Genomic DNA, 13,670 nt, shown 5'->3' on the forward strand with positions numbered 1-13,670 from the left:
CTCTGGCCCGTTTCGGGCGCATGCTGCCATGCGGCGGCGAGTCGCGCCCACTTCACATTACTTCCGGCGATGCCACCAGCCTAAAAACAGACCTGTCGCAATCCCGACCAGCGTTGGTGCCGCCAGATCATGCCAGATAGTAATGCTCAACTCTGTGAGCGTCATATTGCCGCCTTTGTTGCAATGGCAACGGTTCGCGGCTATCCTCAACTTGTCTAGGGTCAAGTTAGCCCCCGTAATGTTGCCGGTGAATACCGAACAATGTGCGGGGGTTTTCTCTTTCCAGCGACAAGGCCACCGGGGATCAAGCCCCCGCAACATTGCGCCTCACCGGGTTGCCCCGGCTTACCGCTGATTCTACTCTGCTCGCCAGTATCGGCATGAATTAAAAACAAAAAAATCCCAACCTTGCGATCGGGATTCCAGTGACAATGTATGCGTTACAGGACGTTTGGGGCTGGCGACAAACTCCGGGGCTGAAAAAATGTCAGATTGCATCCGACCTACGAAAACCAATAATTCATTTATATTGCGGATTCCGTTGGGTGGAGCGAAGCGTAACCTAACATTCAACAGCACCAACAGCTTTGCCAGCAGTCTGCTTATTTCTTCTTGTTCATCATCGCTTTCAGATCGGCAAACGGGTTATAAGTCGCCTCGCCGACATCTTTTTGCGCATCTTCCCCGGCAATGACCGTCGAACCGTACTGATCGGCTTCGGTATATTTAGAATGCTCATGATCGTGGCAGTAGAGGCACAATAGCTCCCAGTTGCTGCCGTCTTCCGGATTATTGGTGTGGTCATGATCGATATGATGCACCGTCAGCTCACGCAGATTTGAATACACAAACTCACGGGAACAACGTCCGCACACCCACGGAAACAGCTTCAGCGCTTTTTCACGATAGCCGCTTTCCAGGCGCGCGTAGTTTTTTGGGATGATAGCCATAATTAACAGGTACCTGAATAATACAAAGAGTTATGCGCAGTTTCCCGCGAAGCCGGGCTTTTAGCAATGATTCTGTGCAACTTATATATCCAGGTAAGGAAGGCTATTTCAGGCAAACTGATGATCAATCAACCCGTTTGACAAGCGTTGGAGTTATCGCTATCACATCTTACGGCATTTTTTCGTGCTCGACTTTACGCAAAAAATCACGCAAAGAACGGTCGATTGTTTCACGAAATCGCCGGTTAAGCGGAGTAATTTGTAAACAACGATCGAGGCGAAAACACCGATAGTCTTCCCGTCTCTCACACCAGGCAACCAGTAGCCAGTGCTCTCCCCAGAAAAACAATCCCAGCGGTTGTATATCCCGCGAAGAGAGATGCCCCGCTTCATCACGATAATGTAGCGCCAACACCTGCTGCGCCGAAACGGCCTGATGGATAAGATCAAACGCGCTGCGCGAATGTGGAGATGTACCCAAATCCGGAGCGTAAATCCGTGTCTGCTCCGCTTTACGACGGCTCTCTTCCGGTAAAATAGCCAACACTTTTTCCTGGGCGGATTCAAGCTCGCGCGATAGCGAATCGCCGCCCCAGGTTTTCAATAACCGTATAGCCACCATCAGTGCTTCCGATTCACGATGGGTAAGCATCAAGGGCGGCAGATCAAAACCCGCCATTAAACGGTATCCGCTCCCCGCTTCACCTTCGACAGGCACACCGGATAACGACAGATCGCGAATATCGCGATAAATCGTCCGTTCAGAAACCGCAAGCCGCTGTGCCAACAGCGCTGCCGTCGTCAGTCGTCTACCCCGCAAAATTTGCACGATCTGAAACAAACGGTCAGCGCGTCTGGTCATATTGACTCTCTACATTTAGCAAATATCACGCAGGTTGATGTAAACCTATTCGGTTACCTTCGCTGTCAATAAACAACGCGATGGTTCCAATGTCATCTCCGGGAACCATGGGTTCCAGAACACACTTGCCACCAGCAAGGACGACACGTTCAATCGAGGCTAACAAATCGGCGGTATGCAAATAAATAACGACTCCCTGCGCAACTGGAGCGACATCATCCTGCTTTATCAGCGCTCCGCCGGGTCCGGGTTCAACATACGGGAATACGGCCAGGTCCGCCCCATCCATGGTTTCCCGACGTAACGATATCTGCATCACTTGCTCATAAAAGGCGATTGCACGCGCCATATCAGTAACTGGAATTTCAAACCAGTTAATCAAGTTTTTCATACATCCTCCTGCGAGTGTGGGTAAATTCATGAGGAGTGTATGACAGGGCTCCTGACAGCATACTGTCAGTAATGTTTATCGTCATGGTACATAAATAAAAAAATCCCGATCGCATGACCGGGATTCAGATAACACTTAAATACGTGTTTACGGCAGAATGGACGGTTGATCCGCCCCTTCTTTTTCGACTTTCTGCTGCAGCATATGCTCGCGCTTCATACCGAGTTTCAGCGCCAGCGCCGATGCGACATAGATAGAAGATGCCGTACCAATAGAGACACCGATCAGCATCGTCAGCGAGAAGCCTTCCAGTACCGGACCGCCGAAGAGGTACAGCATCAGAATTACCACTAACGTTGTCCCGGAGGTAATCAACGTACGGTGCAACGTCTGGGTCAGCGACACGTTAAAGATTTCATAAGGCGTCCCGCGACGGATTTTGCGGAAGTTTTCACGAATACGGTCGGAGACCACGATACTGTCGTTCAGCGAGTAACCGATCACCGACATCAATGATGCCACAATGGTCAGGTCAATCTCGATATGGAAAAGCGACAGTATCCCCAGCGTAATGATCACGTCGTGCGCCAGCGCGATGACCACCCCTGCCGCCAGTCGCCACTCAAAGCGGAAACCGACATAAACGAGGATAGAGATCAACGCCACCAGCAGCGCCATGGCGCCGGTTTGCGCCAGATCGGCGCCCACGCTTGGCCCCACGAATTCAATACGCTTCACGGCCGCGTTCTGGTTGGTGGCTTCATTAATGATCGTCACCACTTTGCTACCCAGTACCTGACCGCCGGTTTCACCTTCGGTTGGCGGCATACGCACCATAATGTCGTGACTGCTGCCAAAGTTCTGCAACTGCGGCTCTTCATAGCCCGCTTTTTGCAGCGCTTCGCGCATCACGTCCATTTCAGCCGGTTTTTCCAGCGTGATTTCAATTACCGTACCACCGGTGAAATCCAGCCCCCAGTTAAACCCGCGTACGCCCATAATGACAATGGCCGCGATCAGCAACAGCCCGGAGATGCCGAATGCCCAGAAGTCCCAGCGCATAAAGTCATAGACTTTACGGCCGTGGTTTAGTTGTTCAACAGTGTATTCCTGTGCCACATCGCACTCCTCAGATTGACAGCTTAGTGACGCGCTTGCCGCCATATAGCAGGTTTACGATAGCACGCGTACCGATAATCGCGGTAAACATCGACGTCGCCACACCGATACCGGTCGTAATCGCGAACCCTTTAATTGCCCCGGTACCGACAGCATACAGAATGATGACTTTAATCAGCGTCGTGATGTTCGCATCAAAGATGGAACTGAACGCGCCGGCATAGCCTTCGTTTATCGCCTGCTGTACCGTGCGGCCATTACTCAACTCTTCTTTGATACGTTCGTTAATCAGAACGTTGGCGTCGACCGCAACCGCAAGGGTTAACACGATACCCGCAATCCCCGGCATACTGAGCGTTGCCCCCGGCAACAGCGACATGATACCGACAATCAACACCAGGTTAGCCACTAACGCGCTGGTCGCAATCAGACCAAACTTCTTATAGAAGAAGATCATGAACAGGATGGAGACCACCAGACCGGCCAGACAGGCTTCCAGGCCCTGCTTGATGTTCTGCATACCCAGAGTCGGGCCAATGGTGCGCTCTTCAACGATCTGAATCGGCGCAATCAGGGCACCCGCGCGCAGCAACAACGAGAGCTGGCGCGCTTCGTTCGGGTTGCTGATACCGGTAATACGGAAGCTGTTACCCAGCCGAGACTGGATGTTGGCAATGTTAATCACCTCTTCCTGTTTCACCAGTACGGCGCGACCGTTAGCGTCTTTCTTACCGCTGTCTTTATACTCCACAAACAGGGTCGCCATCGGTTTGCCGATATTGTCCTTAGTGAAGTTAGACATGATATTGCCGCCTGCGCTATCCAGCGAGATGTTAACCTGCGGTTGGTTATATTCATCCTGGCTGGACGTCGAGTCGGTGATATGGTCGCCGGTGAGGATCACGCGTTTGTACAATACCACCAGCTGACCTTCGCGGGTCTGTTTCACTTCGGAATCACCCGGTACGCGCCCGGCAGCAGCGGCGGCCTGGTCAACGTTGGTATTCACCAGACGGAATTCCAGCGTCGCGGTCGCGCCGAGAATTTCTTTCGCGCGAGCGGTATCCTGGATACCCGGCAGCTCAACCACAATACGGTCTGCGCCCTGGCGTTGTACGACAGGCTCCGCGACGCCCAGTTGGTTAACACGGTTACGCAGAATATTAATGTTCTGCTGAACGGCGTATTCACGCGCTTCGCTCAGGCGCGCATCGGTCATTACCGCGCGAAGTTGATTGCCGCTCTGGCTGGAAATCACCAGGTCACGATGACGCGGCGTCAGATAGGCGATCGCCTCATCACGCGCTTTGCTGTCACGGAACGTGATGCTCAGCCCATAATTATTTTCTTTACGAACGGTGGTATAAGGAATGCCTTTTTCACGCAGATCGCTGCGCAGGCTATCGATATTTTGTTCCTGGAGTTTACCTAACGCGGTATCCATATCCACTTCCATCAGGAAGTGAACGCCGCCGCGCAGATCAAGACCGAGCTTCATCGGATCGGCGTGAATAGCCGCCAACCAGCGCGGCGTAGCCGGCGCAAGGTTAAGCGCCACGACATATTTATCCCCCAGCACGCTCATCAGCGCTTCACGGGCGCGTAGCTGGGTATCGGTGGTGTCGAAGCGCGCAAGAATAGCGCCCTCTTCCAGTGCCACAGACTTAGCGGGAATTTTTTCTTCTTGTAACGTTTTCTGGACCTGGATCAGCGTTTGCTCACTGGCGGCGACGCCGCGCACGCCAGTGATTTGAACAGCCGGATCCTCACCATACAGGTTGGGAAGTGCGTAAAGCAGGCCGACGATAATTACGACGACCAGCATGATGTACTTCCACAAAGGATAACGGTTTAACACGGCAGTTCCCTTTGGGAAAACGAAATATTACAGCGCCTTCATGGTGCCTTTCGGCAGAACGGCAGCTACGAAGTCACGTTTGATAACCACTTCCGTGGTGTCATTCAGCGCGATGGCAATGTAGCCGGCTTCCGCTACTTTGGTCACTCGACCAACCAGACCGCCATTCGTCAGAACTTCATCACCTTTCGCAATGGAGTCCATCAGCTTTTTGTGCTCTTTGGTGCGCTTCTGCTGCGGGCGCAGGATCATGAAATAGAAAATCAGACCAAACACCACCAGCATTAAAATCAGAGACATCGGGCTGCCCTGCGCCGGAGCACCTGTTGCCGCTACCGCATCAGAAATAAAAAAGCTCATTCAAATTCCCTCATTATTAAAATTAATCAACGTTCAAAGGTGGAACGGGTCGCCCCTGACGTTGGTAAAACTCGGTTACGAAGCTCTCTAATTTACCCTCTTCAATAGCCTTGCGTAAACCCGCCATCAAACGCTGGTAGTAACGCAAGTTATGAATGGTATTGAGACGCGCACCTAATATTTCGTTGCAACGGTCGAGATGATGCAAGTAAGCGCGTGAATAATTGCGACAGGTGTAGCAATCGCACTCGGCGTCAAGCGGGCTGGTGTCGCTTTTATGCTTTGCATTACGAATCTTCACCACGCCGTCGGTCACAAACAGATGACCATTACGGGCATTTCGCGTTGGCATGACACAGTCAAACATATCAATACCGCGACGCACCCCTTCCACCAGATCTTCCGGTTTACCCACGCCCATCAGGTAACGCGGTTTGTCAGCCGGGATCTGCGGGCAAACGTGCTCCAGAATGCGGTGCATATCTGCTTTCGGCTCACCAACAGCCAAACCGCCGACAGCGTAGCCATCAAAGCCAATCTCTACCAGACCTTTCACCGAGATATCGCGTAAATCTTCGTAAACGCTGCCCTGAATGATGCCAAAAAGCGCATTCTTATTGCCAAGGCTATCAAAACGGTCGCGGCTACGCTTCGCCCAACGCAACGACATCTCCATCGAGCGTTTAGCATAGTCCCAGTCTGCCGGGTACGGCGTACATTCATCAAAGATCATCACGATATCGGAACCGAGATCGTACTGGATCTCCATCGACTTTTCCGGATCGAGGAAAATCGGATCGCCGTTGATCGGGTTACGGAAGTGCACACCTTGCTCGGTAATCTTACGAATATCGCCGAGGCTGAAGACCTGGAAGCCGCCGGAATCGGTGAGAATCGGCCCTTTCCACTGCATAAAATCGTGCAGGTCGCCATGCAGCTTCATGATTTCCTGACCCGGGCGCAGCCACAGGTGGAAAGTGTTGCCGAGGATGATTTGCGCGCCGGTCGCTTCCACTTCTTCCGGCGTCATGCCTTTTACGGTACCGTAAGTACCCACAGGCATAAAAGCAGGCGTTTCCACTACGCCACGATCAAACACCAGACGACCGCGACGCGCGCGACCATCGGTGGTATCTAACTCAAATTTCATTATCACTCCTGCGTCAGAAAAACAGTCTGACGTTTAACGACTCGCTACGGAATGATTCCATAGCTAATAAATTCCCGAAGGCGTCATCGGCGCAGCCAGTTTGGGGTCGGCCAGCGCGCAGTCACCGGAGCGTACACGCAGTACGTGAGGATAGCGAGCACTGCCCGGCGTCAAAATGGCAAGTGAGATAGCCTTCTTACGGACGCTCAAAAATAGCCTGCGGATTGTACGTGATAAACATCGCGTCCCCGTAGCTAAAAAAGCGATATTTTTGTTCTACCGCAGTCTTATAGGCATTCATGGTGTGTTGATAACCGGCAAATGCGGAAACCAGCATAATCAACGTCGATTCCGGCAGATGGAAGTTGGTGATCAGCGCATCAATCACTTTGTATTGATAACCTGGATAAATAAAGATTTGCGTATCGCCGAAGAAGGGCTCTATCAAATCGCTTTTTGCCGCCTGCGCCGCGCTTTCCAGTGAGCGTACCGAGGTCGTACCGACGGCGATAACCCGGTTGCCGCGCGCTTTCGCCGCCAGCACCGCGTCGACCACCTCCTGCGGCACCTCAGCATATTCGGAGTGCATGATGTGATCTTCAATGGTATCGACACGCACCGGCTGGAAAGTGCCCGCGCCTACGTGTAGCGTAACAAACGCCATTTCGACACCTTTCTCACGAAGCGCCGCCAGCAGCGGCTCATCAAAGTGCAGCCCCGCGGTCGGCGCGGCGACGGCGCCCGGTTTTTCACTGTAGACCGTCTGGTACAGTTCGCGGTCGGCGTCTTCGTCCGGACGGTCGATGTACGGCGGCAACGGCATATGGCCGATGGTGTTAAGAATATCCAGCACCGGACGCGGGTCATTAAACTCAACTTCAAACAGAGCGCCGTGACGCGCGGTCATGGTCGCGTGAATACTTTCGTCGTCGCCCAGTAGCAGTTCCGTGCCCGGTTTTGGCGCTTTAGAAGCGCGAATATGCGCCAGGATACGTTTATCATCGAGCATACGTTCGACCAGCACTTCTATCTTGCCGCCGCTGGCTTTACGGCCAAAGAGCCGCGCCGGGATCACGCGGGTATTATTGAAGACCAGCAAATCGCCAGGGTTGAGCTTATCGAGCAGATCGGTGAAAGTACCGTGCGTCAGCGCGCCCGTCGGCCCCTCTAATGACAGCAAACGGCAGCGACTGCGTTCCGGCTGTGGGTAGTGGGCAATCAGGGATTCGGGTAGTTCAAAGGAAAAATCGGTAACGCGCATGACTCTGACTCAGACTAAAATAAGAGGCGGGTAGTCTAGTGCCGGGACGTTCCCGCTGCAACCGTTACCCGCTTTTTGGACAGAGAATCAATAATGAATTTTCTTGCTCACCTGCATCTGGCGCACCTTGCCGACAGCTCGCTTTCCGGTAATCTGCTGGCCGATTTTGTCCGCGGTAACCCGGCAACGCATTATCCTCCTGACGTGGTAGAGGGTATTTATATGCATCGGCGTATTGACGTCATGACCGACAACCTGCCGGAAGTTCGTGAGGCGCGAGAGTGGTTCCGCCATGAAACGCGGCGCGTGGCGCCCATTACGCTGGACGTCATGTGGGATCATTTTTTATCGCGCCACTGGACGCAAATCTCCCCTGATTTTCCACTTCAGGCGTTTGTCGGCTACGCCCATGCGCAGGTCGCGACGATTCTGCCCGACTCCCCGCCGCGCTTTGTCAACCTAAATGATTATCTTTGGTCAGAAAAATGGTTAGAGCGGTATCGCGATATGGATTTCATTCAAAACGTGCTGAATGGCATGGCGAATCGCCGTCCCCGGCTGGATGCCTTGCGTGATTCCTGGTACGATCTGGACGCACACTACGACGCGTTAGAAGAGCGCTTCTGGCATTTTTATCCGCGTATGATGGCACAGGCCGCCCGCAAAGCGCTGTGACGGCCTGATAGCGAGGGCGTGCGTCAGATCCGCCGTTGGCAGAAAGATGGTTCGCTGTCATAAAGGGGTCATCATTACGATTTATAATGATCCGATCGATAGGCAAAAGCTGTCTCATTGATTGTCAAGACCGCATTGTTTTGTCGCTTCGCCCTCCCTATACTGCCCGCGTTGCGTTCTAAAACCCTTAATATTGCAGGAGAATTATTATGGTACTGGTTACTCGTCAGGCCCCGGATTTCACCGCTGCGGCGGTACTGGGTAGCGGTGAGATTGTTGATAAATTCAACTTCAAACAGCACACCAATGGTAAAACAACCGTTCTGTTCTTCTGGCCGATGGACTTCACTTTTGTTTGCCCGTCTGAGCTGATCGCCTTCGATAAACGTTATGAAGAATTCCAGAAGCGCGGCGTTGAAGTAGTCGGCGTTTCTTTCGACTCTGAGTTTGTCCACAACGCATGGCGTAACACCCCTGTCGATAAAGGCGGCATTGGCCCGGTGAAATACGCAATGGTCGCCGACGTGAAGCGTGAAATTCAGAAAGCTTACGGTATCGAACATCCGGACGAAGGCGTTGCGCTGCGCGGCTCTTTCCTGATTGACGCAAACGGTATTGTTCGCCACCAGGTCGTAAACGATCTGCCGCTGGGTCGTAACATCGACGAAATGCTGCGTATGGTCGACGCGCTGCAGTTCCACGAAGAGCACGGCGATGTCTGCCCGGCGCAGTGGGAAAAAGGCAAAGAAGGCATGAACGCCTCTCCGGACGGCGTGGCTAAATACCTGGCTGAGAACATTTCCAGCCTGTAAGTCAGTGCATTGATAAAAGGCTCGCCATCGCGAGCCTTTTTTATGCGTGAGGTGTTACGAACCACCTCGCCTCAACGATTCATCCATACCGTCGCGGAAATCGCGGGTAAATTAAGTCTTCCCTCGCGGATGTCACCGCTTCCTGTTTTACATTGCCATCCGGCCACGTTCAGCAACGGCAACGCTTCCAGCGCCACTTCACAGGCCTCGCCCCGGTTAATCGCCACCAGCGCCCGCTGCTGCTGATAAACTCGCACGAATACCACTACGTCACCTTCGGCATACAGCGCCTGGCATCCGCCACGACGTAGCACCAGACTGCGCCGGCGCAGTTTCGCCATACGCTGGTACAGCGCCAGCAAGTTGCCGTCCTGCTTGCGTTCATCCCACGGGAACGGTTTGCGGCACATGGGGTCATTTGCGCCGTCCACGCCGACTTCATCGCCGTAATAAATACATGGCGGCATCTTCCACATCGGCCTGTAGCCACTGCCGCGCATTGCCGAAATGTTCCCCCACAATATAGTCTTCAGGCTGCGCCTCTTTTGCCGCCCGGGTAATGCCAGCGACGTGCTGCAAATTGTGGCGCGCCCCGCCCGCCTCGCCCAGTATATGTACGACATCCAGCCGCCAGCCGTCCATATTCCACGGTGCCTTTAGCTAGTGACGAACGATACTGTCCTCACCGCGATAGATCTCATCCACCAGCGTTTCTGATTGATAATCGAGTTTCGGCAGGCTCGGATAACCCAGCCAGTCCAGCGCCACGCCTTGTGGTGAAAAGGAGTACCAGTCGCGCAGCACAATCTCCTGACCCGCGGCATGATGGTAGTACACCCGGTCCTGATCGGCTTCACGCGTCGCGCTGCGGGCAAAACGATCCGGGAAGATCTGATAAAAAATTTGATCGGCGACCCACTGCGGGCCGCTATCCGGCGCATCAACGGCAAATTGTTCCAGACGCGCAGGCGGAAAACGGCTAAATCCCTGCGGCGTAAACCAAAGCTGGCGGTCATGCCAAAGCAATTTAAAACTGTAACGGCGACGGGGTTGCCCTAACGCGATATTGAGCGTCGCTCGCCACGCCGTCACGCCCGGCTGCGGCTGGCGGCGTTGTTTGCGCATCGCCAGTGAGATTTCTTCATTATCGAATTCTGAGCGCAACGTCACGCGAGACGGCGGATTTTCTCCGCTCAGCCACAGCGTAATGGTTAATTTATCGCTATGTTGCTTCACAAATGGGGCAACCGGTAAGTGCCAGGCATTCAACATCTCGTATCCCCTCTACTGAAAATGGGGCCACCTTGCCATAGAGATTTAAAGGATAACTCATCATCCAGGGGTTTATTAGGGGAGGAGACTCCAGGAGGAGAAGCGGCTCCGCTTATCCGGCCTACCGTTGCCTGCAGACCGGATAAGGCAGAGAAAAACGACTACGCCTGCGCCAATTGACGGTCGCGACGGCGTTTAAATATCCAGCCAATCAACAGCAGAACTATCCAGGCGAAGCCCACATACAGTGAGATGCGGGTATCCGGATGGTAGCCGATAAGCGCAATAATGAAGACCAGGAAAATCAGACCCGCTATCGTCGTTACGACACCGCCCGGCACCTTAAACTTCAACGCTTTTACCTCTTCCGGCGGTAAACGACGGCGGAAGGCGATTTGCGACAGCAGGATCATAATCCATACCCATACCGTCGCAAACGTCGCCAGCGAGGCAATCACCAGGAAGACGTTTTCCGGCATGATGTAGTTCAGGTAAACCGCAAACAGCAGCGCAATCGTCATCACCAGCACAGTGACCCACGGAATACCACGGCGTGACGTTTTAGCAAAGATTTTCGGCGCGCTCCCCTGCTCCGCCATACCATGCAGCATACGGCCTACGCCAAACACATCGGAGTTGATAGCGGAAAGCGAGGCGGTCAATACCACAAAGTTCAGAATGCTGGCGGCAAAGGTAATCCCCATATGCTGGAACGTCAGCACAAATGGGCTGCCGTCTGTGCCGACCTGATTCCACGGATAAATAGACATAATGACGAACAGCGTGCCGACATAAAATACCAGGATACGCATCGGTACTGAGTTAATAGCGCGCGGAATGGATTTCTCCGGGTCTTTCGCTTCCCCGGCGGTGATACCGATAATTTCAATCCCGCCGTAAGCGAACATCACCATTTGCAGCGACATGATCATTCCCAGCCAGCCATTGCTGAAGAAGCCGCCGTTGCTCCACAGGTTATGAATGCCGGTCGGCTGCCCGCCGTTGCCAATTCCCCACACAATGATGCCGATACCCGCGACAATCATGATAATAATGGTGGCGACTTTGAAGAAGGAGAACCAAAACTCCAGCTCGCCGAACACCTTGACGCTCATCAGGTTGATGGCGCAAATGATCAGCACCACGCTAAGCACCCAAATCCAGTGCGGCACGGCGGGGAACCAGACCCCCATGTAAATGCCGAACGCGGTCACGTCGGCAATGGCGACGATCAGGATCTCAAAACAGTAGGTCCAGCCGGTAATGTAGCCCGCAAGCGGGCCGAGGTTTTCCTGCGCATAGCGCGAAAATGAGCTGGCGGCAGGGTTGTGAACGGACATTTCCCCCAATGCGCGCATAATGATATATGCCGCGACCCCGCCAATAATATAGGCCAACAGCACGCTCGGCCCCGCCATTTTGATGGCGTCCGCCGAGCCGTAAAACAGGCCGGTGCCGATTGCCGAACCTAATGCCATAAAGCGAATGTGCCGGGTGCTCAGCCCACGCTTTAGCTTATTATTGCTTTCCATCAATTTCTGACCTATCAATACAATAAAAAACCACGGGGCGTTAAGCCCCGTGGTGTACACATATGTCAGCGATTTTAGTGAGCGCTGGAGGTCACCTGCCGACCCGCCGCGCGATCCCAGATAATCGCCAGGATCACCATCACCACCGTTGGCATCAACCACGCCAGTCCCTGTTCCGCCAGCGGCAAACGCTGACTCCAGGCTGGCAACATATCGCCAAAGGCAGATGCTTTGATGCCGTCAAGGATACCAAAAAGCAGACTGATAAACATGGCCGGCGCGATGATGCGGGTGGAATTATGCCACCATGAGCGGGTAAAACTTAATACAACCAGTGCGATACACGGCGGATAGATAGCGGTCAGCACCGGAATGGAGATTTGAATCAGATGGCTCAGTCCAAGGTTTGACACCACCATCGAGAAGCCGCCGAGAATAAAGACCAGCGTGCGGTAAGACAGCGGAATATACTGCGCGAAAAACTCAGCGCAGGCGCAGGTCAGCCCCACCGCCGTCACCAGACACGCGATAAAGATCAGCGCCGCCAGCAGGAAGCTTCCCGCGCCGCCAAAGGTATGCTGAACGTAAGCATGAAGAATCGCCGCGCCGTTCGCTGACTGATCGACCAGCGTCGCGCTGTCAGAACCTAAGCGGAACAAGGCAAGGTAAAGCAGCGTCAGCCCCACGCCCGCCATCAGGCCGGCCCAGACCGTGTAACGCGTCAACAGGCGCGCTTCGGTCACGCCGCGAGAACGCGCCGCGTTCACAATAACGATACCAAACACCATCGCGCCAAGCGTATCCATCGTCAGATAGCCGTTCACAAATCCGTTAGAAAAGGCCGCATTCTGATAAGCGTCCAGGGCGTTGCTGATTGGACCGGCAGGCCAAACGATAGCCGCGACGGAAAGGATGACCAGCGCAATAATTTTCAACGGCGCCAGGAAATTCCCCACCGTATCCAGCAGCTTACCCGGATAGAGGGAAACCAGAATAACGATAGCGAAATAGACCACGCTGTAAATCAGCAACGGCATTGCAGAATCGCCGGTCAACGGAGCGATACCGACCTCAAACGACACCGTCGCGGTACGCGGCGTCGCAAATAACGGCCCGACGGCCAGATAGCAAACGGTCGCCAACAGGAGTCCCGCCACTTTACCAATCGGCGTACTGAGGCTGTCTACGCCGCCGCCGACTTTCGCCAGCGCCACAACAGTAAGAACCGGTAGCCCCACGGCGGTAATCAGAAAGCCAATAGCGGCTGTCCAGACGTGTTCACCCGCCTGCAAACCGACCATAGGAGGAAAGATAATGTTGCCTGCGCCAACGAACAGCGCAAATGTCATAAAGCCCAGGGCGATGATATCGCGCGATTTTAACTGATGGGTCATAAAGTCTTACTGCCTGTGGATGGTGATGTTGTAA

At 53.7% G+C, this 13,670-nt stretch carries 13 protein-coding genes and 1 pseudogene; 2 read left to right on the forward strand and 12 right to left on the reverse strand.

From position 1 onward, the window contains the following. Window positions 1-57: 57 nt before the first annotated feature. The 9 genes from ACLD11_RS09825 to queA form a co-directional block, all read right to left on the reverse strand. On the reverse strand, window positions 58-165 hold the full coding sequence (locus ACLD11_RS09825; RefSeq protein WP_000176312.1) for a type I toxin-antitoxin system toxin Ldr family protein: 108 nt from the start codon (window positions 163-165) through the stop codon (window positions 58-60). Window positions 166-602: 437 nt separating this feature from the next. Beyond that, window positions 603-950 carry an HNH nuclease YajD gene (gene yajD / locus ACLD11_RS09830; protein WP_000974818.1) on the reverse strand — a complete coding sequence of 116 codons (348 nt, stop codon included), beginning with the start codon at window positions 948-950 and terminating at the stop codon, window positions 603-605. 169 nt (window positions 951-1,119) lie between these two features. Further along, window positions 1,120-1,812 (reverse strand): helix-turn-helix transcriptional regulator, encoded by a 693-nt coding sequence (locus tag ACLD11_RS09835; RefSeq protein ID WP_000198318.1) that lies wholly within the window; start codon window positions 1,810-1,812, stop codon window positions 1,120-1,122. A 25-nt stretch (window positions 1,813-1,837) separates the two neighbouring features. Further along, a complete protein-coding gene (locus ACLD11_RS09840; protein ID WP_000793037.1) occupies window positions 1,838-2,203 on the reverse strand; it encodes a VOC family protein in 366 nt (121 codons plus the stop codon). Between the two features lie 147 nt (window positions 2,204-2,350). Next, on the reverse strand, window positions 2,351-3,322 hold the full coding sequence (gene secF / locus ACLD11_RS09845; RefSeq protein WP_000046629.1) for a protein translocase subunit SecF: 972 nt from the start codon (window positions 3,320-3,322) through the stop codon (window positions 2,351-2,353). A 10-nt stretch (window positions 3,323-3,332) separates the two neighbouring features. Further along, complete coding sequence (secD, locus tag ACLD11_RS09850; RefSeq protein WP_193580130.1) at window positions 3,333-5,180, reverse strand: protein translocase subunit SecD; 1,848 nt, start codon at window positions 5,178-5,180, stop codon at window positions 3,333-3,335. Between the two features lie 27 nt (window positions 5,181-5,207). After that, window positions 5,208-5,540, reverse strand: coding sequence for a preprotein translocase subunit YajC (gene yajC, locus ACLD11_RS09855; RefSeq protein ID WP_000007628.1), 333 nt, complete (start codon window positions 5,538-5,540; stop codon window positions 5,208-5,210). Window positions 5,541-5,562: 22 nt separating this feature from the next. Next, window positions 5,563-6,690, reverse strand: a complete 1,128-nt coding sequence (gene tgt, locus ACLD11_RS09860) for a tRNA guanosine(34) transglycosylase Tgt (protein ID WP_000667305.1) — start codon at window positions 6,688-6,690, stop codon at window positions 5,563-5,565. Window positions 6,691-6,886: 196 nt separating this feature from the next. After that, window positions 6,887-7,951: a tRNA preQ1(34) S-adenosylmethionine ribosyltransferase-isomerase QueA gene (gene queA, locus ACLD11_RS09865; protein WP_411011439.1), complete on the reverse strand. Its 1,065-nt coding sequence runs from the start codon at window positions 7,949-7,951 to the stop codon at window positions 6,887-6,889. Between the two features lie 93 nt (window positions 7,952-8,044). Between queA and acpH the strand changes: the two genes are divergently transcribed. Both acpH and ACLD11_RS09875 read left to right on the forward strand, forming a co-directional pair. Further along, complete coding sequence (acpH, locus tag ACLD11_RS09870; RefSeq protein WP_001009858.1) at window positions 8,045-8,626, forward strand: ACP phosphodiesterase; 582 nt, start codon at window positions 8,045-8,047, stop codon at window positions 8,624-8,626. A gap of 209 nt (window positions 8,627-8,835) precedes the next feature. Beyond that, complete coding sequence (locus ACLD11_RS09875) at window positions 8,836-9,438, forward strand: peroxiredoxin (RefSeq protein WP_000244731.1); 603 nt, start codon at window positions 8,836-8,838, stop codon at window positions 9,436-9,438. A gap of 71 nt (window positions 9,439-9,509) precedes the next feature. Here the strand turns inward: ACLD11_RS09875 and ACLD11_RS09880 are convergent. The 3 genes and pseudogenes from ACLD11_RS09880 to brnQ all read right to left on the reverse strand — a co-directional run bounded on the left by ACLD11_RS09880 (window position 9,510) and on the right by brnQ (window position 13,636). Next, window positions 9,510-10,710, reverse strand: a pseudogene (locus ACLD11_RS09880) (alpha amylase N-terminal ig-like domain-containing protein). 161 nt (window positions 10,711-10,871) lie between these two features. After that, the gene (gene proY / locus ACLD11_RS09885; RefSeq protein WP_183059574.1) at window positions 10,872-12,242 is read right to left on the reverse strand and encodes a proline-specific permease ProY; all 1,371 of its coding nucleotides are present in this window, start codon (window positions 12,240-12,242) and stop codon (window positions 10,872-10,874) included. A gap of 74 nt (window positions 12,243-12,316) precedes the next feature. Beyond that, on the reverse strand, window positions 12,317-13,636 hold the full coding sequence (brnQ, locus tag ACLD11_RS09890) for a branched-chain amino acid transporter carrier protein BrnQ (RefSeq protein ID WP_000149625.1): 1,320 nt from the start codon (window positions 13,634-13,636) through the stop codon (window positions 12,317-12,319). Window positions 13,637-13,670 lie beyond the last annotated feature (34 nt).

The organism is Salmonella sp. 741265116_PST (assembly GCF_046567715.1).
GTDB classification, from domain to species: Bacteria; Pseudomonadota; Gammaproteobacteria; order Enterobacterales; family Enterobacteriaceae; genus Salmonella; species Salmonella enterica.

What these genes read in the sequence shown, in the direction of transcription:
- ACLD11_RS09825 (WP_000176312.1), bottom strand. Translation starts at nt 165, where the DNA reads ATGACGCTCACAGAGTTGAGCATTACTATCTGGCATGATCTGGCGGCA.
- yajD (WP_000974818.1), bottom strand. Translation starts at nt 950, where the DNA reads ATGGCTATCATCCCAAAAAACTACGCGCGCCTGGAAAGCGGCTATCGT.
- ACLD11_RS09835 (WP_000198318.1), bottom strand. Translation starts at nt 1,812, where the DNA reads ATGACCAGACGCGCTGACCGTTTGTTTCAGATCGTGCAAATTTTGCGG.
- ACLD11_RS09840 (WP_000793037.1), bottom strand. Translation starts at nt 2,203, where the DNA reads ATGAAAAACTTGATTAACTGGTTTGAAATTCCAGTTACTGATATGGCG.
- yajC (WP_000007628.1), bottom strand. Translation starts at nt 5,540, where the DNA reads ATGAGCTTTTTTATTTCTGATGCGGTAGCGGCAACAGGTGCTCCGGCG.
- tgt (WP_000667305.1), bottom strand. Translation starts at nt 6,690, where the DNA reads ATGAAATTTGAGTTAGATACCACCGATGGTCGCGCGCGTCGCGGTCGT.
- queA (WP_411011439.1), bottom strand. Translation starts at nt 7,951, where the DNA reads ATGCGCGTTACCGATTTTTCCTTTGAACTACCCGAATCCCTGATTGCC.
- acpH (WP_001009858.1), top strand. Translation starts at nt 8,045, where the DNA reads ATGAATTTTCTTGCTCACCTGCATCTGGCGCACCTTGCCGACAGCTCG.
- ACLD11_RS09875 (WP_000244731.1), top strand. Translation starts at nt 8,836, where the DNA reads ATGGTACTGGTTACTCGTCAGGCCCCGGATTTCACCGCTGCGGCGGTA.
- proY (WP_183059574.1), bottom strand. Translation starts at nt 12,242, where the DNA reads ATGGAAAGCAATAATAAGCTAAAGCGTGGGCTGAGCACCCGGCACATT.
- brnQ (WP_000149625.1), bottom strand. Translation starts at nt 13,636, where the DNA reads ATGACCCATCAGTTAAAATCGCGCGATATCATCGCCCTGGGCTTTATG.